This is a genomic window from Klebsiella planticola (assembly GCF_000783935.2).
GTDB classification, from domain to species: Bacteria; Pseudomonadota; Gammaproteobacteria; order Enterobacterales; family Enterobacteriaceae; genus Klebsiella; species Klebsiella planticola.
The window spans coordinates 17,306-43,474 of the sequence record NZ_CP026048.1 but is presented as its reverse complement, the minus strand read 5'-3'; the positions used below and the strand labels follow the sequence as shown (position 1 = coordinate 43,474).

28 protein-coding genes and 5 pseudogenes are annotated in these 26,169 nt (G+C 54.2%); 14 read left to right on the top strand and 19 right to left on the bottom strand.

Features of this window, described 5'->3' with window-relative positions; genetic code table 11:
• Positions 1-3: 3 nt before the first annotated feature.
• From msrA to MC50_RS26660, 3 genes and pseudogenes are all read right to left on the bottom strand, one after another.
• Positions 4-543: a peptide-methionine (S)-S-oxide reductase MsrA gene (gene msrA, locus MC50_RS26670; RefSeq protein WP_003464967.1), complete on the bottom strand. Its 540-nt coding sequence runs from the start codon at positions 541-543 to the stop codon at positions 4-6.
• Between the two features lies 1 nt (position 544).
• Positions 545-988 (bottom strand): peptide-methionine (R)-S-oxide reductase MsrB, encoded by a 444-nt coding sequence (msrB, locus tag MC50_RS26665; RefSeq protein WP_003464965.1) that lies wholly within the window; start codon positions 986-988, stop codon positions 545-547.
• A gap of 277 nt (positions 989-1,265) precedes the next feature.
• Positions 1,266-1,718 (bottom strand): annotated as a pseudogene (locus MC50_RS26660) (IS30 family transposase); the annotation flags it as partial.
• Between the two features lie 46 nt (positions 1,719-1,764).
• On the opposite strand from MC50_RS26660, the gene MC50_RS26655 reads away from it, so the two are divergent.
• A complete protein-coding gene (locus tag MC50_RS26655; RefSeq protein WP_223306706.1) occupies positions 1,765-2,931 on the top strand; it encodes a GIY-YIG nuclease family protein in 1,167 nt (388 codons plus the stop codon).
• 5 nt (positions 2,932-2,936) lie between these two features.
• Here MC50_RS26655 and MC50_RS28980 read toward each other — a convergent pair.
• From MC50_RS28980 to MC50_RS26640, 3 genes and pseudogenes are all read right to left on the bottom strand, one after another.
• Positions 2,937-3,218 (bottom strand): annotated as a pseudogene (locus MC50_RS28980) (hypothetical protein); the annotation flags it as partial.
• Positions 3,219-3,306: 88 nt separating this feature from the next.
• Positions 3,307-4,575, bottom strand: a complete 1,269-nt coding sequence (locus tag MC50_RS26645) for an IS4-like element ISApu1 family transposase (protein WP_011191342.1) — start codon at positions 4,573-4,575, stop codon at positions 3,307-3,309.
• 317 nt (positions 4,576-4,892) lie between these two features.
• Complete coding sequence (locus MC50_RS26640) at positions 4,893-5,264, bottom strand: hypothetical protein (RefSeq protein WP_004099020.1); 372 nt, start codon at positions 5,262-5,264, stop codon at positions 4,893-4,895.
• A gap of 156 nt (positions 5,265-5,420) precedes the next feature.
• Between MC50_RS26640 and MC50_RS26635 the strand changes: the two are divergent.
• Positions 5,421-5,870, top strand: a pseudogene (locus tag MC50_RS26635) (IS4 family transposase); the annotation flags it as partial.
• 33 nt (positions 5,871-5,903) lie between these two features.
• Here the strand turns inward: MC50_RS26635 and MC50_RS26630 are convergent.
• Positions 5,904-8,801: a Tn3-like element Tn5403 family transposase gene (locus MC50_RS26630; protein ID WP_023307208.1), complete on the bottom strand. Its 2,898-nt coding sequence runs from the start codon at positions 8,799-8,801 to the stop codon at positions 5,904-5,906.
• A gap of 94 nt (positions 8,802-8,895) precedes the next feature.
• Between MC50_RS26630 and MC50_RS26625 the strand changes: the two genes are divergently transcribed.
• The gene (locus MC50_RS26625) at positions 8,896-9,501 is read left to right on the top strand and encodes a recombinase family protein (protein ID WP_000509966.1); all 606 of its coding nucleotides are present in this window, start codon (positions 8,896-8,898) and stop codon (positions 9,499-9,501) included.
• A gap of 32 nt (positions 9,502-9,533) precedes the next feature.
• On the opposite strand, the pseudogene MC50_RS28975 reads toward MC50_RS26625, so the two are convergent.
• Positions 9,534-9,626, bottom strand: a pseudogene (locus tag MC50_RS28975) (SMR family transporter); the annotation flags it as partial.
• Between the two features lie 534 nt (positions 9,627-10,160).
• Here MC50_RS28975 and nhaA point away from each other — a divergent pair.
• A complete protein-coding gene (gene nhaA / locus MC50_RS26615) occupies positions 10,161-11,342 on the top strand; it encodes a Na+/H+ antiporter NhaA (protein ID WP_004194048.1) in 1,182 nt (393 codons plus the stop codon).
• A 426-nt stretch (positions 11,343-11,768) separates the two neighbouring features.
• Here nhaA and MC50_RS26610 read toward each other — a convergent pair whose 3' ends face one another.
• From MC50_RS26610 to MC50_RS26595, 4 genes are all read right to left on the bottom strand, one after another.
• A complete protein-coding gene (locus MC50_RS26610) occupies positions 11,769-12,083 on the bottom strand; it encodes a hypothetical protein (protein ID WP_000091613.1) in 315 nt (104 codons plus the stop codon).
• Between the two features lie 254 nt (positions 12,084-12,337).
• The gene (locus MC50_RS26605) at positions 12,338-12,694 is read right to left on the bottom strand and encodes a cupin domain-containing protein (protein WP_000215515.1); all 357 of its coding nucleotides are present in this window, start codon (positions 12,692-12,694) and stop codon (positions 12,338-12,340) included.
• On the bottom strand, positions 12,684-13,085 hold the full coding sequence (locus tag MC50_RS26600) for a HepT-like ribonuclease domain-containing protein (protein ID WP_001293886.1): 402 nt from the start codon (positions 13,083-13,085) through the stop codon (positions 12,684-12,686). The genes MC50_RS26605 and MC50_RS26600 overlap by 11 nt, the downstream gene beginning before the upstream one ends.
• Positions 13,082-13,372: a nucleotidyltransferase family protein gene (locus MC50_RS26595; protein WP_001247892.1), complete on the bottom strand. Its 291-nt coding sequence runs from the start codon at positions 13,370-13,372 to the stop codon at positions 13,082-13,084. The genes MC50_RS26600 and MC50_RS26595 overlap by 4 nt, the downstream gene beginning before the upstream one ends.
• A gap of 74 nt (positions 13,373-13,446) precedes the next feature.
• Between MC50_RS26595 and MC50_RS26590 the strand changes: the two genes are divergently transcribed.
• Together MC50_RS26590 and MC50_RS26585 are read left to right on the top strand one after the other, a co-directional pair.
• A complete protein-coding gene (locus MC50_RS26590) occupies positions 13,447-16,413 on the top strand; it encodes a Tn3-like element ISPa38 family transposase (RefSeq protein WP_003100881.1) in 2,967 nt (988 codons plus the stop codon).
• A gap of 78 nt (positions 16,414-16,491) precedes the next feature.
• Positions 16,492-17,496: an IS110-like element IS4321 family transposase gene (locus MC50_RS26585; RefSeq protein WP_000427623.1), complete on the top strand. Its 1,005-nt coding sequence runs from the start codon at positions 16,492-16,494 to the stop codon at positions 17,494-17,496.
• Between the two features lie 181 nt (positions 17,497-17,677).
• On the opposite strand, the gene MC50_RS26580 is transcribed toward MC50_RS26585, so the two are convergent.
• Genes MC50_RS26580 through MC50_RS26555 form a run of 6 tightly spaced genes read right to left on the bottom strand, consistent with a single transcriptional unit; the run spans position 17,678 to position 19,886 of the window.
• Entirely contained in the window at positions 17,678-17,881 is a 204-nt protein-coding gene (locus MC50_RS26580; protein ID WP_004197809.1) for a hypothetical protein, read from the bottom strand.
• A 13-nt stretch (positions 17,882-17,894) separates the two neighbouring features.
• The gene (locus MC50_RS26575) at positions 17,895-18,098 is read right to left on the bottom strand and encodes an HHA domain-containing protein (protein ID WP_004197808.1); all 204 of its coding nucleotides are present in this window, start codon (positions 18,096-18,098) and stop codon (positions 17,895-17,897) included.
• A 33-nt stretch (positions 18,099-18,131) separates the two neighbouring features.
• Positions 18,132-18,500 carry a hypothetical protein gene (locus tag MC50_RS26570; protein WP_004197807.1) on the bottom strand — a complete coding sequence of 123 codons (369 nt, stop codon included), beginning with the start codon at positions 18,498-18,500 and terminating at the stop codon, positions 18,132-18,134.
• A gap of 43 nt (positions 18,501-18,543) precedes the next feature.
• Positions 18,544-19,038 (bottom strand): hypothetical protein, encoded by a 495-nt coding sequence (locus MC50_RS26565; protein WP_020805591.1) that lies wholly within the window; start codon positions 19,036-19,038, stop codon positions 18,544-18,546.
• Positions 19,039-19,068: 30 nt separating this feature from the next.
• On the bottom strand, positions 19,069-19,641 hold the full coding sequence (locus tag MC50_RS26560) for a hypothetical protein (RefSeq protein ID WP_020805590.1): 573 nt from the start codon (positions 19,639-19,641) through the stop codon (positions 19,069-19,071).
• Positions 19,638-19,886 (bottom strand): hypothetical protein, encoded by a 249-nt coding sequence (locus MC50_RS26555; RefSeq protein WP_000272716.1) that lies wholly within the window; start codon positions 19,884-19,886, stop codon positions 19,638-19,640. Before MC50_RS26555 ends, MC50_RS26560 begins: the two co-directional genes overlap by 4 nt.
• 436 nt (positions 19,887-20,322) lie before the next feature.
• Here MC50_RS26555 and MC50_RS26550 point away from each other — a divergent pair, with 436 nt between their 5' ends.
• Entirely contained in the window at positions 20,323-21,012 is a 690-nt protein-coding gene (locus MC50_RS26550; protein WP_020315560.1) for an RES family NAD+ phosphorylase, read from the top strand.
• 31 nt (positions 21,013-21,043) lie between these two features.
• Here MC50_RS26550 and MC50_RS26545 read toward each other — a convergent pair whose 3' ends face one another.
• Positions 21,044-21,733: a hypothetical protein gene (locus MC50_RS26545; RefSeq protein WP_004193995.1), complete on the bottom strand. Its 690-nt coding sequence runs from the start codon at positions 21,731-21,733 to the stop codon at positions 21,044-21,046.
• A 139-nt stretch (positions 21,734-21,872) separates the two neighbouring features.
• Here MC50_RS26545 and MC50_RS26540 point away from each other — a divergent pair.
• From MC50_RS26540 to MC50_RS26505, 7 genes and pseudogenes are all read left to right on the top strand, one after another.
• Positions 21,873-22,118, top strand: a pseudogene (locus MC50_RS26540) (hypothetical protein); the annotation flags it as partial.
• 169 nt (positions 22,119-22,287) lie between these two features.
• Positions 22,288-22,506 carry a type II toxin-antitoxin system antitoxin CcdA gene (ccdA, locus tag MC50_RS26530; RefSeq protein ID WP_001568025.1) on the top strand — a complete coding sequence of 73 codons (219 nt, stop codon included), beginning with the start codon at positions 22,288-22,290 and terminating at the stop codon, positions 22,504-22,506.
• A gap of 1 nt (position 22,507) precedes the next feature.
• Entirely contained in the window at positions 22,508-22,813 is a 306-nt protein-coding gene (gene ccdB / locus MC50_RS26525) for a type II toxin-antitoxin system toxin CcdB (protein ID WP_013023785.1), read from the top strand.
• A 168-nt stretch (positions 22,814-22,981) separates the two neighbouring features.
• Positions 22,982-23,377: a hypothetical protein gene (locus MC50_RS26520; protein ID WP_017899885.1), complete on the top strand. Its 396-nt coding sequence runs from the start codon at positions 22,982-22,984 to the stop codon at positions 23,375-23,377.
• 26 nt (positions 23,378-23,403) lie between these two features.
• Positions 23,404-23,718 carry a hypothetical protein gene (locus MC50_RS26515; RefSeq protein WP_053389906.1) on the top strand — a complete coding sequence of 105 codons (315 nt, stop codon included), beginning with the start codon at positions 23,404-23,406 and terminating at the stop codon, positions 23,716-23,718.
• Positions 23,719-23,728: 10 nt separating this feature from the next.
• A complete protein-coding gene (locus tag MC50_RS26510) occupies positions 23,729-24,745 on the top strand; it encodes a hypothetical protein (protein ID WP_017899884.1) in 1,017 nt (338 codons plus the stop codon).
• Positions 24,746-24,942: 197 nt separating this feature from the next.
• Positions 24,943-25,737: a site-specific integrase gene (locus MC50_RS26505; RefSeq protein ID WP_004197635.1), complete on the top strand. Its 795-nt coding sequence runs from the start codon at positions 24,943-24,945 to the stop codon at positions 25,735-25,737.
• The last annotated feature ends 432 nt before the right edge of the window (positions 25,738-26,169 follow it).

Sequence of the window (26,169 nt, the reverse complement as noted above, 5' to 3'; positions counted from 1 at the left end):
AGCCTATTCCGCCGCGGTCCCGGCCGCTGGCTGTACGTCGTCAACCTTTTGGCGCTTCGGAAGCACCCAGCCGGGACGGACGAAGTGGCAGGTGTAGCCGCCCGGGCGCTTCTCCAGATAATCCTGGTGATCGGGCTCGGCCTCCCAGAACTCGCCGACCGGCTGGACCTCGGTCACCACTTTGCCATCCCACAGCCCCGAGGCATCCACATCGGCGATCGTATCCTCGGCGACGCGCTTCTGCTCCTCGTCGACATAATAGATGCCCGACCGGTAGGAGAGCCCACGATCATTGCCCTGGCGGTTCAGCGTCGTCGGATCGTGGATCTGGAAGAAGAATTCCAGGATGTTCCGGTAGCTCGTCACTGTCGGGTCGAAGACAATCTCGATCCCCTCGGCATGCGTGCCGTGATTACGATACGTGGCGTTCGGAATATCGCCGCCCGTGTAACCCACACGGGTCGAGATGATGCCGGGCCGCTTGCGGATCAGATCCTGCATGCCCCAGAAACATCCTCCTGCGAGAACAGCGCGCTGATGCATGTTAAGCCTCCTCTACTTGATCGAGATATTCACCGTATCCCTCGGACTCCATCTCGTCGCGCGGGATGAAGCGAAGGGACGCTGAGTTGATGCAGTACCGCAGACCGCCGCGGTCGGAAGGACCATCGGGGAACACATGGCCGAGATGACTGTCTGCGTGTACTGACCTGACCTCCGTCCGGACCATGCCGTGTGCGCTGTCCCGCACCTCGTTCACGTTTGCCGAAACGATCGGCTTGGTGAAGCTGGGCCAGCCAGTACCCGAATCGAACTTGTCCGTCGAAGCGAACAGTGGCTCTCCCGACACTATGTCGACGTAGATGCCAGGCTCCTTGTTGTCGTTGTACTCGCCCGTGAAGGGCCTTTCGGTGCCCGCCTCCTGGGTAATTCGGTGTTGCTCGGGAGTCAGGTGGTCGATTGCTGTCTGTGACTTTTCAAACTTCATTACAGTCTCCAATACTTATCTAGAGGGCCAGGCACGCTACCGCTAATTTTTTATGTCTCCTGATTTGCTCCTACAATGGTAGTGGGATGGCAAACGAGGTTTTACTAAGTGTTGGAAAATTAGAGATTTAAATTTCGCGTCTATTAGTTCTAGCGCAACTGAGTGGTTAAGCAAGTACGTAATCAGTAAATATTAAAAAAATAACACAAAAGCACGATTATATAATACAGTGTCAGTGTTTTATGATAGGCGGTTGCAGGGGCTGAGTGCAACACGGTTATTGAATTGAAGCAGGCGCAGCATGATGCATTCCTACCACCTCTGTCATGACTTCAATCGGGCACTTCCAGTTGAAGCGTTTGCGCGGGCGAATGTTCATCAGGTAAGCGATCTCATCCAGCTGCTCCTGGCTGTGTACCGACAGATCTGTGCCCTTGGGCAGGAACTGGCGAATCAAGCCGTTGATGTTCTCGTTACTGCCTCGCTGCCAAGGGCTATGCGGGTCGCAGAAGTAAATGGCTACACCAGTGTTTTGCGTGATCTCGGCGTGCTTGGCCATCTCCCGGCCCTGGTCGTAAGTCATGCTCTTGCGCACCGCCAACGGCATCCGATTAAGCGCTGCACTGAAGCCCTCCATCGCCGACGTGGCCGTCGCGTCGCGCATCTTCACCAGCATCAAGTAGCCGCTGGTCCGTTCAACCAATGTACCGACAGACGATGCATTGGGTCTGCTCAATGTAGAGCCCCTAAAACCGAAAAGTGCGCCAGTTGACCTTGTGAGCAACCAGTTTGGGGATATCGTGGCGTTTTTTGAACAACACGGTAGAGCCCCCCAAAACTCGACCTGTGCCGATATGCCCGAGAAGCGTCTTGCAAGGCGCTTGCAGGCGATACGCACGGATCAAAAGCAATGCAGTGCCCTTTCAGGTCAGGATATCCATGGTCTGCTGGTAGGCATAGAAGTAGTGGGGATGGTTGCCGAGGAGCATGAGCAATATCCTGCCAGGGGAGTAGCTCTTGAGACTGTTAATGCACCCACCGTTGATACGTCGGAGCTGGTGACCTCGCTGGACGATATTTTTGCCGATGATGACCTCGGGTTATTGGATTTTGATGCTCCCGATATATTCAGCATGCAGCATGTGCCTAGGGAAAAAAAGGCGTTACCTGACGAGATAGCCCAGCGCCAGCCCTGTCCAGATTTCGCTCGTTTTGCGCCGCTGTTTGAGACCGTGAAAACGGGCCTGCAAGGCCAAGAGTTCTCCCTCGTGCGCTATCGAAACGAGCATGGTTTTCAGGTTGGGGATTTCTTCATCCTGAATGGGGTGATGGGTTATGTGCATAGTGCTGGGGAACGATTGGAACAGTACGAGAGGTATAACGCACGACTTCACCTGGTTTTTGATAATGGCACTGAGCTGCATATGCTCTACCAGTCACTAACCCAGGGGCTTATTCGTGACAAGGAGGGCCGTAAGGTCATGCTAGGTGACAAACTCCTCTTGCCAAATTACGCGCCCATTCCAAGCGGCTTTGTCTATGTGCTCGCGACAAAGAGCACGGACCCTATATTGATGCCCTTCATGCAAAATCTCTACAAGATAGGTTTCACCGAGGGTACCGTCGAAGACCGGATAAAGCACGCCGAGAAAGACAAGACGTTCCTGCAAGCCCCGGTTAGGATCATCACGACATTCCAGTGTTTCAACATGAACACCCACAAATTGGAGACCTTGGTGCACGGTTTTCTCGCCAAGCAGCGCCTCGATATCACCTTGAAGGGGGTTGATGGCACCAGCTATGCCCCGAGAGAGTGGTTCCATACTCCATTGACAACCATCCTTGAAGTTATTCACCACATTTTGGATGGAACAATCTCGCAGTACCGCATGGACAATACTACCGGTAAGGTTGTTGCAAAAAAAACGACCAATAATGCGTAATAATGCCAGGCAGCATTGGCACGGACCTGCTCATCGGCAGCCAAAGGGCCCGACTGCTCTGCCGCTTGCTGCATCCAGTGCATGGCATTGGGGTAATCAGGTTGGCTGGCCAGACGTTTGGCCAACTCATATTGAGCCTTACCATTGCCTTGAGTCGCGGCATTGGATAACTCGGCATCAGTGAGTGAAGTTGTGGAAGAGCAGGCCGGTCGCCAGCTGTAGGAGAGGAATAACGTTTCATACTGAACAATCAAGCACCCCTGCTCATACCGTTTTATATGAAACATGACCAAAATTAAAGATTCATACTAATTGCTACTACGAAGTCCGAATCGAGCTTCAACCGAGTAATAAAGTATCATCATGTACAGGACCTTAAGCGGCGAGTCCATTTAAAACGCCTTCCAAGGTCCTGTTCTGTATCGACTTTCTCTGCTTGGTTCGGCAGGCGTTCTTGGCCAAATAATCGGCAGCCCATTCCAATCTTTCCCTTATTTCTGTCAGCGCCCTATGGGCCACTGCTTCCAATAGCGGTAGCCACCACGTCGCACTGTTCTTCGACGCTTTCAGCATCGATAGCGCCCCACTCATCACACTCTGCGCGACCCGTCTCTTCATCACCAGCGACAGCAGGCTCGTCCACACCAACCCCTCGGCAATCGCTTTCTCGCCCGTCACAAACCCCTTGAGCCGGTTGTGCGATTTCCACTCTTTAAATAACAACTCCACCTGCCAACGGCAGCGATACAGGCTCATCACCTGCTCTGCTGACCATGCTGCTCGCGGTAGGTTCGTCATCCACAGACAGAACCGCTTTTCCTCAGCAAACCAGCGCCGGATCAACCGGTACTCGACCTGGCCGGACTTCACCACCATATCCAGTACCTCGGCCCGACAGCGTCGCCGTCCGGCCTCTCTCAGAGATAGTCCCGCCAGCTTGGGTACTTCCCGTCCATCACCGCGCCAGGCTTGGATTATCTTGGGGTTCAGGCTTTTCGTGCCGCGCACCAGATAAAATCCGCCAGCGTCGTTCACCTGCTCAAACCAAGCCCTGTCAATGTAACCTGCGTCAGCCAGCAGCAGGCAGTTGGTCAGCGTGTGGGCTTCAGGCAGAAATTGCCGTTCCCCTGCGGTATCGGCAGACACACTCATGCACAACGGGCTCTGCTCCGACAGTGACATGGTCATATGGCACTCGATAGCTGCCGGACTGATGGTCTTGAACCGGCCGGGAAAATCAGCAGCAAGGCGCCGATGCACCGCAAAGGAGGTGCCATCGTGCAGTAACACCTGCTTGAACGCGCCGAGGGAGGCTGCTTTGAGTTGATGGTCGATACGCAAGGCGATGGCCCGCTCGACCAGGGCTTTCATAAACAGGGCAAAGCTCTCTTTGCGCAGCTGATTGTGAAACGGTTTGTAAGAAACCTGATGGGTGTTTACCAGTTGCAAGGCATTGAAATGGCGGTGTAAACCGGCAATGTCATTGACCTGGTCGCCTCCCATGGCCCGCAGCAGTGCAGGTACGAGCATGGCTGGGGTAATGGCACGCTGACGCAGACAAAACTTGCAGAGCCGAGCAATGCGCTCGAGTGCGGCGGGAGCCAAGAGTTGCTCCAGATAGTAATTAGCGTTGATAATAGTCATAGGCTTCGCGCGTGTTGATTTTGTTTGGCGATAAAATCAGATCACAAACGAAGCCTTTTTTATATCTATTTCAATTGGTTGCCGCTAAAGATCCTGTACATGAGTGAGGGTTATGGTGGCTATATGCTGGATATTGCTATTCAGATGACAGCCATATGGGGAAGATTACAGGCGCCTGAAATAACAGCAGAGTATGGAGTGACTACCACGGCTGGAGGTTGGCACGGGCTGATCCCCTCTCCCTTTGGGAGAGGGTTAGGGTGAGGGGAGCTGGCTGACCGGGTGTAGCAACCAGGCGGCATTACACCGCTGAATCTTCAGTTATTGAAATTCCACGCGATCGGCAGTTCGACGTCGAAGATAAGTGCATCCCCGTCGAGGCGAAAGGCCAGGCTGGTCTGGTGCTGGTCGTATTCGTTGATAATCAGGCAGCTCTCGGCGAAGTTGGACTCGTAGTTGATATGGGCCACTCCTTCACGGCCGTCAGCGAGTTCGATGCTGAGCACCCGCAGCGGGTTCTCCTGACTGAGGTTGACCCGGGTGTCCCCCACGTCCACCAGCCGTTCCAGCAGAGGGAAGAAATCTTGTCTGTGGGTCGTTATGGCCTGGGTGATGGCCTGCTCCAGCTCAGCCTGGGTGGCGAAGGGGCCGCCGAGTGGGTAGCGGGTCTGGATCCTTTCCTGAGTCATTGCGTTTCCTCCTGAACTGAGATGTGGCAACAGTTTGGCCGCTGCAGTGACCTGTCATGTACAGGATCTTTAGCTACAACCAATTGAAATAGATAGAAAAAAGGCTTCGTTTGTGATCTGATTTAATCGCAAAAAAAAACCGACACGCCCGAAGCCATGACTATTATAAATGCAACCCAGTACCTCAAGCAACTTCATAGCTCTTCTGAACTCAACCGGATCGGTAAATTTACCGGTTTTTGTCAGCGACTCCGGGATATCCAGCCTGCGAGACTACTCCCGGCTCTGCTCTCAGGGCTTGGTTGCGACAAGGTGGATGGTATTGCTGGTTTGCATCGCCATTTCAATGCGTTGCAGCTCCATGATACTGACCAAATAGCGTATAAACCCTTTCACAACCAGTTACGCAAGCAGGGTTTTCCCTTGTTCATGCGCGCACTGGTTGAACGAGCCATCGCCTTACGCCTCAAGGAGTGTCTACCGGACGCCCACGGACTGGCAGGCTTTGAGCAGGTACTGCTGCAGGACGGGTCGTCATTCGCGTTACATCCGCAATTGGCAGAACATTTCCCGGGCCGATTCAATAAGCACAGCCCCGCTGCGGTAGGGGTCGGTTCCGGCTGAGGGCGAAATGACACCCTAAGCTTTCGGTTCCTTGGGCCAAAGATATTCGCCAGTCAGTAGAATGTGCGCCCAGCCCAATGGGGATATGTGGGGAAGAAATTCAGGGGGAACATCCAACCCTTCGTTCCGCCGCTCCGTGACGGCATGACCAAGATGGACGGTATTCCAGTAAATGATCACCGCAGTCAATAAATTGAGCCCAGCGATTCGGTAGTGCTGCCCCTCTGTCGTGCGATCGCGAATTTCCCCCTGCCTCCCGATACGGAGCGCATTTTTGAGCGCATGGTGGGCCTCTCCCTTGTTAAGACCGATCTGAGCACGCCGCTGCATGTCCGTATCCAGGATCCACTCAATAATGAAAAGGGTCCGTTCAATACGACCAACTTCACGAAGCGCAACTGCAAGGTTGTTTTGTCGTGGGTAAGAAGCGAGCTTGCGCAGGAGTTGGCTGGGCCTGATTTTGCCAGCGGTCATCGTCGCGGCACAACGGAAAATATCAGGCCAGTTCGCAACGATAAGATCCTCCCGGGCTTTTCCACCTACCAACTTGCGTAACTCCCTGGGGGTCGTATCGGGATTAAATACGTACAACCGCTTCGATGGCAGATCCCTGATTCGCAGAACGAGATTGTAGCCGAGCAGGCTACTGGCTCCGAACAAATGGTCGGTGAATCCTGCTGTATCGGCATACTGTTCGCGAACATGGCGACCGACCTCGTTCATCAGTAGTCCATCGAGAATATACGGTGCCTCGCTCACGGTCGCCGGGATCGACTGACAAGCGAATGGCGCGAACTGGTCGCTTACGTGAGTATACGCTTTGAGGCCGGGAACAGAACCATATTTGGCATTGACCATGTTCATGACTTCGCCATGCCGCGCTGTCGGGAAAAACTGACCATCGCTCGATGCTGACGTGCCCATCCCCCAGACGCGTGACATCGGCAGTTTACCCTGCGCGGCCACCACAATTGCCAATGCCTGGTTCATGGCTTCGCTTTCAACATGCCAGCGGGCAAGGCGTGAGAGCTGCCAGTAATCATGCGTGTTTGTAGCTTCCGCCATCTTACGCAGGCCCAGATTGAGCCCTTCAGCGAGCAGGACGTTGAGCAGACCGATCCGGTCGCGACATGGAGCCCCGGTTCTCAGATGGGTAAACGCATCTGTGAAACCAAGGGCTGCATCAACTTCAAGCAGCATGTCGGTAATCCGAACGGACGGCATTCGGCGATACAGATCCAGTATGAGTGCCTCGGCACCATCCGGCACGTCTGCTGTCAACCTGTCGATCCGCAACGTTCCATCTTCTATGCTACCGTGCGGAATAGTGCCGTTACGGGCAGCCCGGGCCAGCCGCTTAAGAGCGATCGTGAGTCGCGCCTTTCTGTCTGCCAGCCAATCCTGTGGGTTGGAAGGCACGGCCAGTTTTGCATTTTCCTGCGCCGCGATCATCGGCACCAGTACCTGCTTGAGGTCACCATAGCGGCGCGAATGAGCGAGCCAGACATCTCCGGAACGAAAAGCATCCCGGAGGTGAAAGAGTACCGCCACTTCCCAAAGACGGGTATCTCCTTTTTCCTGAGCTCGTAAATGACGGTTCCATTTGGAGCTGGGCCGCAGGAAACGCCTTTCTGGCGATGCAACACCTTTCATCTCTCCGATCGACAAAGCTGCTGCTACCAATGGTCCGGCGACCGGCGCGGCTTCGAGCTTCAGACAGCGCAACATGCGGGGCGCATAACGACGAAAGCGATGGTATCCCTGCCCGACATATGCAAGAGGCTCATCGGCTAGCGTGTTGCTGAGTTGAGTCCCTGTCGCTACCAGTTGAGCGAGCCGGTCCCATGCAACCGAACTGGCGACAGCCATCTCCAGCGGGGTTCCGTCACTGCGGGCCTCAAGCAACGAAGCTCCCAGCGCGGTGAAGGTACGGATCGTATCCGTGAGTGTGGCTTTAGAGCCGGAAATTGTTTCGTCATGCTGGCGCTTCGCTTCCCGCCAGGTTTTTCCTACGATCCTGTCATGGGTTTCGACTATGGCATCAGCAATCGCCGCTTCCCACTCCACAACACAGACGGCAAGGATCGCCCAGCGGCGGTCCGAAGTGATGTCACGCAAACCGTCGGTGAAGTAGCGTTCACCCTGCCGACGCAGCCGGGCAATGCGATGGGCAGGTATGCTGGCCAAAGCACTATGATTGATATTCAGGGTACGCAGAAATTCGAGCCTGTCGAGCAAACGGTTAGCAGCAGCCGAGTTGTTACCAACCTCGAAGTTGCGAAGCCAGATGAAACGACTGATATTGCCGGCGAGCATTTCACTCAGAAGTTTGTCCAGGTGATCGCGAACATCCGCTGTTAAATTTTCCGCAATCCGCGTTTCAATCCGCCGCTCAGCGGCGACCAGAGCATCCGCGCACAAGCGCTCGATTGTCGATACTGCGGGCAGAATGGTGGAAGTTTCCCGACACCGCACAATAAAACGATGAGCAAGATCCTCGTTTGATCTGGCATCTTCGGCCTGGCCGAAAGTCCACTCCCGCAGATCACGGGCACCACGGCCCGTGAAGGTCTTGTAGCCGTAAATTTCGCGCAGCGTGTCCATGTGCTGCTGACGGGTTTGGCGCCGTGTGGCATAAGTGAGAAGCGCATCAGCCGGAACTCCAAGCTGAGCACCGACGAAGGAAAGGACTTCACGCGGGATCATCTCACCAGGAGCCAGTGCACGGCCCGGATATCGTAAGGCACAAAGTTGCAGGGCAAAGCCAATCCTGTTTTCCGGTCTGCGGCGCTGCCTAATGTTTTCCAGGTCATCATCGCCCAGCGTGTAGAACTTCAGTAGCGACAGTTCGTCCGTGGGCAGATCGAACAGCGCTGCTCGCTGCCGTTCGGTGAAAATATGGCGTCGTGACATACAAATTCGTCCCTTTTGAAGTATAGTCTGTTTTGGACAACAGCCAGCCCATATAAATCAGGGCGTTCCGATACAAAAATCCAGGAGGGTTCAATTGGGACATCGTGCCGCCATTTACTGCCGGGTTTCAACAGCGGATCAGTCTTGTGAACGCCAGGAATTTGATCTGCGAGCCTTCGCCGGCCGTGCCGGCTACGACGTGGTGGGAATATTTAAGGAAACAGGTTCAGGAACTAAACTCGACCGGGCCGAGCGAAAGAAAGTCCTGGCGCTTGCCCAGTCCAGACAAATTGATGCAATCCTGGTCACTGAGCTTTCCCGGTGGGGGCGCTCGACGCTCGATCTGCTCAATACGCTACGTGAACTGGAGAACTGGAAGGTTTCCGTGATAGCCATGAATGGAATGGCGTTCGATCTTTCGTCGCCGTATGGACGAATGCTGGCGACGTTTCTTTCCGGCATTGCGGAGTTTGAGCGGGATCTCATCAGCGAGCGGGTCAAGTCAGGCCTTGCTGTTGCGAAGGCACGTGGTAAGAGGCTTGGTCGTCAGGCCGGAGTGCGACCAAAATCAGACCGACTTTTGCCTAAGGTGGTTGCGATGAGGGCCGAGGGACGCAGCTATCGCTGGATCGCACGCGAGCTCGGTATCAGCAAGAATACCGTCGCTGACATCGTGCAACGACACAGAGCTAACGCTTAGGGTGTCATTTCGCCCTCAGCCGGAACCGACCCCGGCCATAACCGGGTGAACCCGTCGGTCCGCGGAATGGCCGCCGCGTAAAAGATCTCACAGCATCCGGCAAGCAATAAATATATCCAGCCCAAAACTTCTGGCCTCAGTGTTAACGAAATGCGCCATTTTGACCTGTGGTATGTCTTTTCTGACAGCCATTCGTCACCGGCATGGACGGATAATTATCCATCAGCTGCTGTTCAGGCTTTTCAGGATAATGCGGCTCAGAGCAGCATCTGTCTGCAAACGGTGTCCTGTGTAATCATTTTCCATCACTACCCGTGTCAGTTTACGTTGCCAGCTCTTACTGACAGATACTATTTACTGACACGCGGCGGATAGTAAATTTCAGCCATGTTCTGGAAACAGACTGAGCAAATTTCTCAGAATGGAAACGCACCCTAGCCCCGCCAAGGCTTCGCTTTACGATAATTTACCTGAAGGCGGCCATTTACCTGACGGTGCATGATAAAATGTAACCACAGACCGACCGAATTTAACTTATTAATTTAATTATCTAAATTTCTTACATCAGTCAATCAGGCTGTGCATTGCATTTTTGGAGTGCACAGTCTCTGGGTTGCCTGATTCACAATTCGTAAGTCAACATCTCAGGGGGAGATTAAGTGACAGAAAACCCAATCGGATTAACCAGAAAAGTTATCAAGCCCGTTTCTAATTTTTTCAGTTCACCTGTAGCGGGCGGTATTGTGCTTATTATTGCTTCGGCAGCCGCTATCATCGTGGCCAATTCGCCCCTCAGGGAAGGTTATGAAACACTCCTGAAATACAAAACAGCAGGCCTGTCCGTTGAGCACTGGATAAACGATGCCCTGATGGCCGTATTCTTTATGATGGTCGGGCTGGAAATCAAGCGTGAGCTTGTCACCGGCCAGTTAGCCACCTGGAGCCAGCGTGCGTTGCCGGGCTTTGCCGCACTGGGTGGTCTGGCCGTACCTGCCCTGATTTACGTGGGGTTTAATGCCGGTCATGACGAAACCCTTTCCGGCTGGGCCATCCCGGCGGCCACGGATATTGCTTTTGCGCTCGGTGTACTCGCCTTACTGGGCAGTCGTGTGCCAGTCTCGCTAAAAATTTTCCTGTCGGCGCTGGCTATTCTGGATGACATGGGGGCGGTGGCTATCATCGCGCTCTTCTATACCAGCAACATTTCGCTTCTGATGCTGGGTGGTGCAGCGGCAATGGTTGCTCTGCTGTTTAGCCTGAACCGTGCCGGCGTGACGCGCCTGCTGCCCTATCTGCTGACGGGGGGAGTACTGTGGTTTTTCATGCTTCAGTCAGGCGTGCATGCCACCGTCGCGGGTATCCTGCTGGCGTTCTTTATCCCGCTGCGAACCAGGAATGCGGCTGATGAAGTGCCTCTGGACAGGCTTGAGCATGCCATCAACCCCTGGGTCACGTTTATGATACTGCCGCTGTTTGGCTTCGCCAATGCGGGCGTCGCGTTGTCGGGCATGACGATGAATGACCTGTTGTCGCCGGTTCCGGTAGGCGTGGCGCTGGGCCTGTTTTTGGGTAAACAGGCAGGTATCTTTGGCCTGTCGCTACTGGCCGTCAGCCTGGGCCTGGCGAAACGACCAGAGAAAAGTACCTGGTTACAGGTTTATGGTGTCTCGGTACTGTGTGGGATTGGTTTTACCATGAGCCTGTTTATCGGCAATCTGGCCTTTACAGGCAGCCCTCTGCTCGTTGATGAGGTCAAGGTGGGGGTTCTGGCAGGGTCCATACTGGCCGCTCTGGCCGGTATTTTGATACTGCGCTTTGCGCCTTCTAAGCAAGTCAGGTAACGTATTATCTACAGGAAAATCCCCGTGATAACGGGGGTTTTTTCACACTGTCAGTGTATATTCTGAAGAGAAAATTGAAATTATTTAATTTTATTATAAATAATTACCTTTCTATCTTTCACATTTTACAGGCGGAGCCCTGTTCAGATAAGTCAGGATGAACGCTGGCATATCAGTTAAAATATTATGTTATTCAAATAAATAGTCGGCTAACGTGGTTTTTTACACGACTGGCCCTCTAACCCCGCTACTGAATACTGACCGCCAAAAGGCGGTTTTTTTGTTCAAAGAAACTGATCTCAGTATCGCGCCCGGGGCAGCTGGCCAACGTCGCCGGCATCGCGCCGGCAAAAATCGAAAAACAGAAATATCAGCAAGATAGCTTAAACAGGTGTCGGGAAATTTCGTTGAGATATTTTGAAGGAATCACAGTGTAAGCAGGCGCTTTTTCAGGGAGGCGCGTTCTTGCGGGTTGCGTCCCTTGTGATTGGCGATGCGATCCGCCGTGGCGGCCTGGCGCTTGACGGGCCAGTAGGAGCGGCCATCCTTGCCCATCGACCAGACGCTGCTGGCCTGGTTTTCCAGCAGGGGCAGATGGGCGCTCAGGGCTTCGGGCGACGCGCTGGTCAGCGCCGTGCGCTCACGGGTGCGCCAGCGCTGATGCCAGAGCTTCTTGTCCTCGCGCTCGCTGCCGCAGGTCGTGTGCCCGACGATGGGTGTTTTGCGGCGGCTGCGGCTCATAACGTAGTGGTCTCCAAGAACATTCAGGACTGATCCCAGGCGTCGATGGTCAAGACCTGATCGGCAGGACAGGCGGCTACGCGGTCGGGAACTGGATGGTGTTCAGTCTCATGCCGACCCCATTCGATTGATCGCGTCGCTTGCGGCACGCTGCGACGCAAGGAGGTTTGCGACCTGGTTTAGCAGCCGTGTCCGCTGCATGTCTGTTACCTATCTCCCCGACCGCTCATTGGACCAACTCCAGAGATTGGGCTCTATCGCTCAGCCAATACGAAACCGGCATTGGCTGATGCCACAACCGAGACTAACACAAATGGCTCGGTACCTGTATTTCGCGCCCCGTGCACTTGGCCCGGTCTTGCCACGGCTATCTCACCTTCCCTGAGGGCACGAACAATCCCATTGCCCTGAAAGTAATCAGCCATTCCCGACAAAACAGTCCACGTGTCTTGGCCGTGAGGATGAATGTGAGCCGCAATTTCCTGCCCGGGATGGACATGCCAAACCACGATAATTGAGTCTCGGGTTTCAAGCACAACGGAACGAATAGGCTCGCCTTCGGACGGCTGAACATACTCGGCTACAGAAAATATTCTCGATTCAACAGTCATCGGAGATCCCTCTTTCACAGTTGTCGTTACGGTCTTCATCGTCGGCATCCTGACGCACGGCGGGCAATTGCTGGAGCAACGCCGGCAGCCATTCCTGTACCGTCTCCCACACCACATCGAGGTTGATGTCGAAATAGCCGTGAGCCATGCGATTACGCATATTGCGCATGCTGCGCCACGGCACGTCGGCATGCGCCTGGGTGAACTCGACGTAGCCATCCATCACCTTTGTGGCCGCCTCGCCGATGACGATCAGGCTCATGATGACGGCCTGCTGGGTGCGCTTGTCGGCCAAGAAGTCGTCCTTGGCCATCCCTTCCACGAAGCTGCGCGCATCGGTTGCGGCCTGCTGAATGTGGTCGAGGTAATCGGGCAGGCGGTTCTCGCTCATATCGGTTGCGCCTCCGCGAGCACCTTGGCCCGGAACTTCGGCGGCAGGTCGCCGGGAGTCAGCAGATCGACGTCAACGCCGAGCAGCGATTTCAGTTCTTCTTCCAAATCGCCCAAGTCCAACAACGTGGCACCGGGCAGCGCATCGACCAACAGGTCGAGGTCGCTGCCATCCCGGTCGGTGCCATGCAGCACCGAGCCGAAGACGCGCGGGTTCGCGGCGCGAAAGCGGCCTACCGCTTCACGCACTGCGCTTCGCTTCATGTCAAGCACAACAGACGGTCGCATGCGCATCCTTTCTTATCGAAACTCGTTGAGATGATATGCAATCAAGAATAGAATTTCAAGAAGAAGGAAACCGCATGCCCCGCCGTTCGATCCTCTCCGCCGCCGAGCGCGAAAGCCTGCTGGCGTTGCCGGACACCAAGGATGAGTTGATCCGTCACTACACGTTCAGCGAAAGCGACCTCTCCATCATCCGGCAGCGGCGCGGCCCGGCCAATCGGCTGGGCTTCGCGGTGCAGCTCTGCTACCTGCGCTTTCCCGGCGTCATCCTTGGCGCTGATGAGCCACCGTTCCCGCCATTGCTGAGACTGGTCGCCAACCAGCTCAAGGTCGGCATCGAAAGCTGGGACGAGTACGGGCAGCGTGAGCAGACCCGACGCGAGCACCTGGTCGAGCTGCAAACGGTGTTCGGCTTCCAGCCGTTCACGATTGGCCACTACCGGCAGGCTGTCCAGTTGCTGACCGAGCTGGCCATGCAAACCGACAAGGGCATCGTGCTGGCCAGAGCCTTGATCGAGCACCTGCGGCGGCAGTCGGTCATTGTGCCCGCCCTCAACGCCGTCGAGCGGGCGAGCGCCGAAGCGATTACCCGCGCCAACCGGCGTCTCTACGACGCCTTGGCTGAGCCGCTGACGGACGTGCATCGCCGTCGCCTCGACGATCTGCTCAAGCGCCGCGACAACGGCAAGACGACGTGGCTGGCCTGGCTGCGGCAATCCCCGGTCAAACCGAACTCGCGGCACATGCTGGAACACATCGAACGCCTCAAGGCGTGGCAGGCGCTCGACCTGCCCTCCGGCATCGAGCGGCTGGTTCACCAGAACCGGCTGCTCAAGATCGCCCGCGAGGGCGGCCAGATGACGCCCGCCGACCTGGCGAAGTTCGAGCCGCAGCGGCGTTACGCGACCCTGGTGGCGCTCGCCATCGAGGGCATGGCCACCGTCACCGACGAAATCATCGACCTGCATGACCGCATCCTGGGCAAGCTGTTCAATGCCGCCAAGAACAAGCATCAGCAGCAGTTCCAGGCATCCGGCAAGGCGATCAATGCCAAGGTGCGGCTGTTCGGGCGCATCGGCCAGGCGCTGATCGAGGCCAAGCAAGCGGGCCGCGATCCGTTCGCCGCCATCGAGGCCGTCATGTCCTGGGATGCTTTCGCCGAGAGCGTCACCGAAGCGCAGCGGCTCGCGCAACCCGAGGACTTCGATTTCCTGCACCGCATCGGCGAGAGCTACGCCACGCTGCGCCGCTACGCGCCGGAATTTCTCGACGTGCTCAAGTTGCGGGCCGCGCCCGCCGCCAAGGACGTACTCGACGCCATCGAGGTGCTGCGCAGCATGAACAGCGACAACGCCCGCAAGGTGCCCACCGACGCGCCGACCGAGTTCATCAAGCCGCGCTGGCAGAAGCTGGTGATGACCGACACCGGCATCGACCGGCGCTACTACGAACTGTGCGCGCTGTCGGAGCTGAAGAACGCGCTGCGCTCCGGCGACATCTGGGTGCAAGGCTCGCGCCAGTTCAAGGACTTCGAGGACTACCTGGTGCCGCCCGCGAAATTCGCCAGCCTCAAGCAGGCCAGCGAATTGCCGCTGGCCGTGGCCACCGATTGCGACCAGTACCTGCATGACCGGCTGACGCTGCTGGAAACGCAGCTCGCCACCGTCAACCGCATGGCGCTGGCCAACGAGCTGCCGGACGCCATCATCACGGAGTCGGGCCTGAAGATCACGCCGCTCGATGCGGCGGTGCCCGATACCGCACAGGCCCTGATCGACCAGACGGCGATGATCCTACCGCACGTCAAGATCACCGAATTGCTGCTGGAGGTAGACGAATGGACGGGCTTCACCCGGCACTTCGCCCACCTGAAGTCAGGCGACCTGGCCAAGGACAAAAACCTGTTGCTGACCACGATCCTCGCCGACGCGATCAACCTGGGCCTGACCAAGATGGCGGAATCGTGCCCCGGCACGACCTACGCCAAGCTGGCCTGGCTGCAAGCCTGGCACATCCGCGACGAAACCTACGGGGCGGCACTGGCCGAGCTGGTCAACGCGCAGTTCCGACATCCCTTCGCCGAGCATTGGGGCGACGGCACCACGTCATCGTCGGACGGCCAGAACTTCCGCACCGGCAGCAAGGCCGAGAGCACCGGCCACATCAATCCGAAATACGGCAGCAGCCCAGGGCGGACGTTCTACACCCATATCTCCGACCAGTACGCGCCGTTCCACACCAAGGTCGTGAACGTCGGCGTGCGCGACTCGACCTACGTGCTCGACGGCCTGCTGTATCACGAATCCGACCTGCGGATCGAGGAGCACTACACCGACACGGCAGGGTTCACGGACCACGTCTTCGCGTTGATGCACCTGCTGGGCTTCCGCTTCGCCCCGCGCATTCGTGACCTGGGCGACACCAAGCTCTACATCCCGAAGGGCGATGCCACCTACGAGGCGTTGAAACCGATGATCGGCGGCACGCTCAACATCAAGCACGTCCGCGCCCATTGGGATGAAATCCTGCGGATGGCCACCTCGATCAAGCAGGGCACGGCGACGGCCTCGCTGATGCTCAGGAAGCTTGGCAGCTACCCGCGCCAGAACGGCCTGGCCGTCGCCCTGCGTGAGCTGGGACGCATCGAGCGCACACTGTTCATCCTGGACTGGCTGCAAAGCGTCGAGCTGCGCCGCCGCGTGCATGCCGGGCTGAACAAAGGCGAGGCGCGCAACGCGCTGGCCCGCGCCGTGTTCTTCAACCGCCTGGGGGAAATCCGCGACCGCAGCTTCGAGCAGCAGCGCTACCGGGCCAGCGGCCTCAACCTGGTGACGGCGGCCATCGTGCTATGGAACACGGTCTATCTGGAGCGGGCCGCGAACGCCTTGCGTGGCCACGGTCAAGCCGTCGATGACGGCCTGTTGCAGTACCTGTCGCCGCTCGGCTGGGAGCACATCAACCTGACCGGCGATTACCTCTGGCGCAGCAGCGCCAAGATCGGCGCGGGCAAGTTCAGGCCGCTACGGCCGCTGCAACCGGCTTAGCGTGCTTTATTTAATGAGATGGTCACTCCCTCCTTCCCGGTATTATGCTGAGGACAGGCTTTCATTCGGAGAACTATCATGGAAAACATTGCGCTCATTGGTATCGATCTGGGTAAAAACTCTTTCCATATTCATTGCCAGGATCGTCGCGGGAAGGCTGTTTACCGTAAAAAATTTACCCGGCCAAAGTTGATCGAATTTTTGGCGACATGCCCCGCTACAACCATCGCAATGGAAGCCTGTGGCGGTTCTCACTTTATGGCACGCAAGTTGGAAGAGTTGGGGCATTCCCCAAAGCTGATATCACCACAATTTGTCCGCCCGTTCGTTAAAAGCAATAAAAACGACTTTGTCGACGCCGAAGCTATTTGTGAAGCAGCATCGCGTCCGTCTATGCGTTTTGTGCAGCCCAGAACGGAATCTCAGCAGGCAATGCGGGCTCTGCATCGTGTCCGTGAATCCCTGGTTCAGGATAAGGTAAAAACAACCAATCAAATGCATGCTTTTCTGCTGGAATTTGGCATTAGCGTTCCCCGAGGAGCTGCCGTTATTAGCCGACTGAGTACCATTCTTGAGGATAATAGTTTGCCTCTTTACCTCAGCCAGTTATTGCTGAAATTACAACAGCATTATCACTATCTTGTTGAGCAGATTAAAGATTTGGAATCCCAGTTGAAACGAAAGTTGGACGAAGATGAGGTTGGACAGCGCTTGCTGAGCATTCCCTGCGTCGGAACACTGACAGCGAGTACTATTTCAACTGAGATTGGCGACGGGAAGCAGTACGCCAGCAGCCGTGACTTTGCGGCGGCAACAGGGCTTGTACCTCGGCAGTACAGCACGGGAGGTAGGACGACATTGCTGGGAATTAGTAAGCGAGGTAATAAAAAGATCCGAACTTTGTTGGTTCAATGTGCCAGGGTATTCATACAAAAACTGGAACACCAGTCTGGCAAATTGGCCGATTGGGTCAGGGATTTACTGTGCCGGAAAAGCAACTTTGTCGTCACTTGTGCTCTGGCAAACAAGCTGGCCAGAATAGCCTGGGCCCTAACGGCACGACAGCAAACTTATGTAGCATAACGGCAGAAATACACCGGTTTAAAGAATTACTGATCTGGTTTTGCGAATACTGATATTGATGATACTAACGGCCCACCGGCCTGTTGAGGAACCTGTAAAACGGAAAGGCTCATTGAAGCCGTATATTTTCTGGAGGTTCATCAGGCGCGGAACTCATCAAGGCGCGGGAATAAAATCCCATTCAGACGCCGGATAGATTCAAGCAAGCCAACTTGTCGTCAAAATCGGTGTTGCAAAAACGGGAGTGACCATAGATTCCGTTTTCTGAGGCGACCCCTATCTGGATAGCAACCTGTTTTAGCTCAGGAGGGAGGTGTTCCAGATTGATATGATTATCACCCGAAATGTCATCATCCGGACTTTCGAAGAGCCAGCCGTAACTCATAAGGTCTCCTGTTCTATTTCACAAATTTCCAGACACCTGACGGTACCCGGTCATACAACTTTCCCATCGTCATCTCCGCCAGCCGGTGATCAACCGCGGCATTGAAATGCTCAAGCTCATCATCTGACAGAGAATATTTATTTTTTTCTATAATCCTTTCCAGGGTTTCCTTCGATGTACAGCGCCGTAGTCGTAAAATCCATTCCTGTTTCGTCATTGGTTTTTTATATCCTTAGGTGTCCCGGTAGTTTCATTTTGGAAGAAGCTTTCCTTTCAGCCAGTTATGAGTGAACCATTTTGCATATATGATGTAACCCACAAAAGTTAAGAGTGCGGACAGACTATATATCCGGAGAACAGGTACCACGTGATGAAAACGTATCATCTGACCGGATTCATCTGCCAGACTCATTAATACATTGCTGTATGTTTCAGTCTGAAAAAACTCGTAGTAAGGTACCATCACAACATGAAGAAAAAATAAATTAAGCAGATACGTCAGAGAAAACGCGTGTTCCTGCCCGTTATAGGGCGCATACTGCGCAAAGGCGAACATCCATCCGGTGAAAAGCAGAAAACACATCGTTAAATACACCACCACCCATATCGCTGTTTTCATCACTGCCCCTCAGTTATATAATTTTTCTGTAACGCAAATTTCTTCAGGCGTTATGGCCCGTGCCGTTCTGCTTCAGATAATCACTGATGCTCAGGCCGGACAAGCGAATTTTATCAGAAATCTCCCTGAACTGCTCCTCCCAGCCGTCCTGCAGCTCCCTGATTGCCGCGATCTGGAAAGCAACACTGAAAGGCGTTCTGCCCAGTTTCTCGGAAAGCCAGAACAGATGCCTGCCAATCTCTTCGTCCGGTACCGAATCGAGCGCATCACTCAGTAAGGTTTTTTCGTCTTCCTGCCAGGGATGACCGGCTCGCGGAAAACGCGGATCAGGCTGGCGGTCTTTTTTCTCCCTTTTTTCCCGTCTGGCAACGGTCGGCGCATCGCCTTTTTTCAAGCCGACGCGCGCTTTCATGGCGCCGATAGCGGCGACGGCCAGTACCAGCGTTTCACGCTCCTGGCGCGTGAGCAGGCTGTCCTCGCAAATCAGGGTGTTCAGGTTATCGATCAGCTTATTCAGCCCGGGTTCAGTGACTTTCATTTTATGCTCATATTCCTTGTGTGGTGGCGATCAGTCCCGGCTCTCATTCACCTGGACGGTGACCGGCAGGCCTGCATCAAAACAGGCCTGATACCAGCTGGCCACCTGCAGGGGATCGCCCTCTTTTATCCGGCGTATGCCGCCGGCATCCGTCAGCTGCAGGCAGGTGGTACCGTCCAGACGGATCACGTAGGCCGCTTCCCTGATCGTGTAATGGCCGTCATCCAGCTGCAGCTCCACCGCGTCACCGGCAGCCGTCTGGCGTAACGGCAGACGCCGGACGTCTGTCAGTCGTTTTCGTGCCGTTTCAGCCTCGCGTGCTTCCTGGAAGAGCGGTTCTGCAGTGCAGCGACCGGCCTCCGTCAGCTCGACGGCCAGCTGCAGGTTCGGGGCGCGCAGGGTGCGCAGCCAGCCCGCGGCTTCCATGCGCCGGCAGGAGGCGCGCAGGTTCGGCCCGTACACCGGGGCGTCCCCGCCCTGCTCCAGCACCCGCTCAATATCCCGCGTCGCCACCGGGCCCGGCCGTTTCGCATCAAGGGCGGCCAGCACAATCAGCACCCGGCGCTGCAGCGGCGACGGACGTCGGGATTTTTCCCGCATCATTGTCCCTCATTCCTCTGGGAAATGAGCGTTTTAAGCCGTTTATAGTCTGCTTCGACCCGTGTTGTGGCCAGGCCAGTGTGTCCACGCAGCGCCAGGAGATACCAGAAGCGGAGGATGTCATGAGCCTTGTTCACTTCCCAGACATAATGGGTGCCATCCCTGCGAAAATCGCATTGCTTTATTTCCTCTTCTGCCATCTGCGTCATCTGCTCATAGCTGAGCGAAAACAACATATCTTCATACATCCTGCACACTCCGTCTGAACATGTCCGGTTTAATCAAAAATCATACTTCGTATAATTTACATCACATTTAGAAAACATCATATCAGATATGATTTTATAATTAATGAAAAATATCACATTCAGTATGATTTTATGTACTTGGCTTGATTATCATATCCTTTGCGCGTTTCCCGCCGTGCAGATCCGAAAATTGTCTTAAGCGGATCCGCACGTCTTCTTTTATGAATGGTAGTCCCCCTATACCGTAATTTTTCTGCCCCTCTGTGCATTACAAGCCGTTGTTTAACATTCTCAATCGTTTATGCTTTGAGGGTCTGTCAGCACAGCGACAGATACATCGTCCAGCCGGGCATTCTGTCCGGGGGACAAAACATCAAAACGATGGAGATTAAGCCTATGGCTTATGTTAATCCTTATATGAAAGGTGGTGGAAAATATGAGTTCAAAATCAGGGGTAAACCCAAACGACGAAGTTAATCAGACTGTTGAAACTTCTCTAAATGCAGGCATGAATGAACAGGACGTGGCATCTCTCGATAAAATCGGGAAGTTACAGGACGAACAGCTCCAGCGGTGCGGAATGACTGTGCCATCAGGAACTGAGGTGTTCCGGCTTCAGCTCGGTAGTCACGGCGGAAGCAGTGTCTTTTTCAATCGTAATGGCGAGGATTGCCGTTACAGTCTTAATGATGGTGAGAATGGCTCTATGTACGTGGCCAAAACTCCCGACACGGCAATGAAGGAAGTTTTTCAGCATAAAACAGGGCTCAGGGAATCAGATCTCGATAATTACATAATGGGTACAGTAGTCATTGAGAAAGATATTCGGGTCCTTCAGGTCAGTAAGCTGATTAAATGCAGTGATTTAAGGTTGAATGATGTAACAACTTCAACACGTGCAGTGACTCATCAACTGGCTGAAAAAGTTCATTCAGCAGGGTTTGATGGAATGGAGTTTCCGTCAAATGTCACCAGTGACCCATGCCTTGTGCTATGGCATGACGATCCGGCCGGAACCGGGATGGCCATAACCCGGAGCCAGACAAGTCTCAGTCAGTTTGAGTATCAGGGTAAGGAAGCGGCAGATATTCTTGTTTATGACCTGGGAATTCCTGTTGAGGAATAATTGATAAAGGGGGGGCAAGCACCCCCTTTCATTAAACGGCGTTCTGTGTGCCATAGTTGCGAGCCAGCCGGCGTAATTCATTCATCACTTTTTCATCCGGATTGCCTTTCAGAACCTCGGCGACGGTAAACGAACGCCCTGCAGGGTTCAGCCCATCCAGGACAGTATTTCTCTGTTCCATAAAGAAAGAATACTTCATTCGGTCACTGAAGCTGCTCAGCATAGTCAGCAGTTCGGCCACACCCCGGAGCACGCCTTTGTCCGAGATCCCTTCCTCATCAGTAAACTGAAACACCGGGTAGTAAAACTCACCGTCAATATCAAGAGCAAGTAACTGATCGGTATCTTTCCAGGTTTTAACTGTGGGTTTACTCTTGCCCACCATTTCTGCAGCTTTAGCTGAGGTGTAAACCCCGCCGTCATTTTCCAGTCTCTGAAGGAAAAGGGCCTTACTGTGTAAACGTCGCTGCTGACGTTTTTTTTCAGGCGTCAGGCTGTTAACTGCGCGATTTTCAAGTAACTTCAGGATGACATCCATGGTAAAAACCGCATCGGTATTCCCCATACTTTCAGGAGCAATCGGTGTTTTACCTGACCGAACTTCCTCTACCAGATCCTGAAAAAAATTCTCAAGACGCTCTGCAGCAATGCTGTTGTCCAAAAAATTATGCATAGTGGAGGAACGATCATTACCGTTTCGTTTTTGAGTTGATGTGTTCATAAAACCTCCTTTTCGATTTCATGCTTTATAGACTACGTTAAATCGTTAAGTTGTGCAAGTTTTGTTCTCACCCCACCTTTTATAGTTTTTAACTATTGATTATTGAATTTTCTTCGGTATTAATTATTTCGTCATTTGAGATCCGAAAAAAGGTTGTTCCGGATCTGATTCAGCCCCGCCGGGGCGCAGCGGCCCGGAAACACAAGATGTAGCGGTGTTACCAGCTGAGGATGACGCTAGATGTTGTGTCCCTCCCCTGCCCCGCGACCGGCCGCTCACCACCGGAAAACGCCGCTTTGCTTTTTCTCTCACCGTGGTACACTTCCGGAAACTTCGTAAAGCGCGAAAAGTCGGAACCGGACGGAACGGCCGTCCTGTAATTTAACGGCGTGGCTGTATGGCTGCTTGTTATCTCTAAGGTGATTATTTTGTATGTGAATTTCACGAAGTGAAATTAATGGCGACATAACAGTATGTTTCAGGCGGGCGTGAGTCAGCTGCATCCTTACGCTATACTGATATGCATATCATCAGTATGTATTCCGGAGTGCATTATGAAGCAGCGCATCACTGTCACCATAGACAGCGACAGTTATCAGTTACTGAAATCCGCAGACGTCAATATCTCCGCCCTGGTGAACAGGGCCATGCAGAATGAGGCCCGTCGTCTGCGTTCCGAACGCTGGCAGGCTGAAAATCAGGAAGGGATGGCCGAGGTTGCCCGCTTTATTGAGATGAACGGTTCATTCGCCGACGAAAACAGGGACTGGTGAGATGCAGTTTAAGGTTTATGCCTATAAAAGAGAGAGCCGCTATCGTCTGTTCGTGGATGTGCAGAGTGACATCATCGATACCCCCGGGCGACGGATGGTGATCCCGCTGGCCAGCGCCCGGCTGCTGTCGGATAAGGTTTCCCGTGAACTCTATCCGGTGGTGCACATCGGGGATGAAAGCTACCGCCTGATGACCACGGACATGGCCAGCGTCACGTCCTCCGTCACCGGGGAGGAAGTGGCCGATCTCAGCCACCGGGAAAATGACATCAAAAATGCGATAAACCTGATGTTCTGGGGAATTTGACAGCCTCCCCGCCCTGAAAGACATCGAGGATGTCAAAACGAAGCATTGCCGCAGAGCTTAACCCTCAGCATGAACTGCCCTCCGGAGCGGATGCCCTGCAGGCTTTCGCGGGGTCAGCTTAAACGAACGGTTCACACAAACACCCTTAAGTCAGTAAAAGGAAACCAGATGAACAGAACTGATGGCGAACCAGAGACAGACGTGATGGCCACCGCTTTCAGCACCATGCGCAAGTACGGCATGAATATCATCACCGCCACGCAGCATATGGATATTAATGCTTACGTGAAATCCGATCCGCGGATGCCGAGAACGCGGCTGCGTCGTTACCTGGGACAGTACGGCCTGCGCGGTGAGGCCCTGAGCGCGGAGGTAAGACGTATCGTCGCTGGCCCTGAACGACCAGATAACACGCTGAAAGCCGGAATCTTCTATACGTGGCCCTATGGCTGGGAGCCTGCGGATTTCACGCCAGTGATGAGGCGCATTTTCAAGGGAAAGCGCACCCGCCATGTGATGTTGTTTGATGAACTGCCTCAGCTGTTTGGCAAGAATGACTATTGAACCGGATACTATTTTTGAGGCGAGGTATGGGTACACCAACATTTAGCTCATTTAACGATGTGGTCCGGGAGCTTGAGGATGTATATGGCCACCAGGAGCTGTGGCTTTATTCTGGCCTTAATGAGGACAGCCCCATCGAGACAGCCCGCAGGCGTCAGAAATGGCGATCTCCAAAAATTCTCAAACGAAACGGCAGAATGGTGGCAGAACAATCAGGCCAGCCTGATTTCTGGGTGCTCACGGGTGACTACCATCTGCCGCAGTCTGAACACAGCGCTCCGCCGTGGAAAGCCTGCCTCATCAATAAGGTCTTTAAAGTGTATTGTTCACTTCACTGTTAGGGAAAAAAACATGACCGACTGTGTTACCCGGACTGGTGACGACAAAACAATGTGGCTCGTGACATTGCCGGAGATCATTACAAATAACAGTACCCGCCAGGAGGAAAATCTGGTCGTTATTCTGAGCAGGGAGGAATCGTGGGGGCCAACTTCTGACCATTTTCCCGACGGATTGTACCGGGTCTCCTGCATAATGACACTGTACCTTGCCGATACCGAACTGACGAAGACTCAGACTTTCACTGCAATCTACTGGCCTCAACAGAAGGCCCTGCATCTGTTTACAGATGAGTTCAGACTGGAACGCCGCCTGCAGGGACTCGGCCTGGGTAGCTGGATCACGCAGCAGTTTGTTCTCTGGGCCAGAGGCCTTCCGCCAGCAACCCTGGTTTTGCCGATTGAAATTTCCCGGGTTGATGAAGAAAACGAAGAAAACAAGATCCGGAGGGACAGGCTGTGGCACGCAATGGGTTTCCGGTTCCCGGCGGGGGAAACCAGCTCAATGCCGCTGCGGGCAGACGAACTGCAGTTGCCACGGGGCAGGTGCTCAACGCTCCGGGTGGAGCCCCTGGTATCCGCGGTACGCCGGCTGGAAGACTGTTATCGCGGGCTGCAGGAAAAAATCGTGCAGCTCGAAGGCAAAAAACGGTCGCAAAAACAGTTAATTACTTCACTTAAGAATCGTCCATTTTATCATCTGTTGCACAGGAAAGAGGGCCAGCTCCCGGACGAGAAATGTGACGCCCTGCCGCTGCGGGCAGAAAAACTGTCTCTGCCGCAGAGCGGGGATTCAGACCTGGAGGTGGCGCAACGGGCAACCGGGGTCATCCGGCTGGCTACCCTGTGTGCTCAGTCGCAGAAAAGAATCCTGGAGCTGGAAAGGGAGCTTGCCTCGCAAAGTGAGGAGCTCGTTGACCTGCAGGCACATCCCTTTTTTAACCTGCGGGATAAATACCGCGGCCAGATCCTGTTCTGGGGATGGGGGATGGGTTTTCTGTGCTTTATCTACTGGATGTTGGTGTCATGAATGTTCCCGTTCCATAGCCACCCACTGAAGAGGAGTGAAACCTGTGCCCGAAAATATCGTGTCTACCGTCATTGACGGGGTAGTTTTGTTTGTGACTTCGTCTGTTTTCTGGCTGGCCGTCGCTGGCTGGTTAGTCATCCTGACTCCGGTAATATTACGAAGAAAATTCTCGGCAAAGAAAAAAATTAACAGAAATTATGAATAACCTGGTTCCAGTTGGATCTCCGGCATCTCCCGGAACATTGCTCCCGGTGGCCATCGATTACCCTGCCGCCCTCGCCCTGCGCCAGATGGCGCTCGTGCAGGATGAACTGCCGAAATACCTGCTGGCGCCGGAAGTCAGCGCCCTGCTCCATTACGTGCCGGATCTTCACCGCAAGATGCTGCTGGCGACGCTGTGGAACACCGGCGCGCGCATTAATGAAGCGCTCGCGCTGACCCGGGGGGATTTTTCGCTGGTGCCGCCGTATCCGTTCGTGCAGCTGGCCACGCTCAAGCAGCGCACCGAGAAAGCGGCCAGGACGGCAGGTCGTGCCCCCGCAGGCAGTCAGGTCCATCGTCTGGTTCCCCTTTCCGATCACCACTATGTCAGCCAGCTGCAGATGATGGTGGCCACCCTGAAAATTCCGCTGGAAAGACGAAACAAGCGCACCGGCAGAATGGAGAAGGCACGTATCTGGGAGATCACAGACCGTACCGTGCGCACCTGGCTTAGCGAAGCGGTGGAGGCCGCAGCGGCCGACGGGGTGACGTTCTCAGTACCGGTTACCCCCCATACGTTCCGTCACTCCTACGCGATGCATATGCTGTACGCCGGCATACCTCTGAAGGTTTTGCAGAGCCTGATGGGCCACAAATCGATCAGTTCCACGGAGGTCTATACGAAGGTGTTTGCGCTCGATGTCGCGGCACGGCACCGGGTGCAGTTTGCTATGCCGGAAGCTGAAGCTGTTGCGTTGATAAAAAAGTTAACCCCAAACCAATCTACATAGGTCAACTATGGGTAATACCCCAGGTTTCGACCTAAAGTAGTTCTTGTGTGGGAAACAGTCCAAGCTTAATGGGGGCTTATCCAGCCTCACTTTTTACAGCTTTCAATCACATTAATTATGTTCAGAAAGGCCCTCATTGCCCTAAAGAAAAAAAATGCAGCCATGAAAATAAGGAATAATTGAGATACAACTCCTGCTAAATCATGGTTGCTACCAGCCACTGATAGCAACGTAAATAGTAATGCAAGCGAAAAATGTAAGGCGATTGTAGTATTTGAATTCATGTATATCCCCTTATGTATAGGACTGAGGCCATCCGCAAATTTTCACTATCGCGAAGTTGTTGCCTCGATATAAAAGGTGTTACCACCCTGAACAAGATAACAAGATAACAAGATAACAAGATAACAAGATAACAAGATAACAAGATAA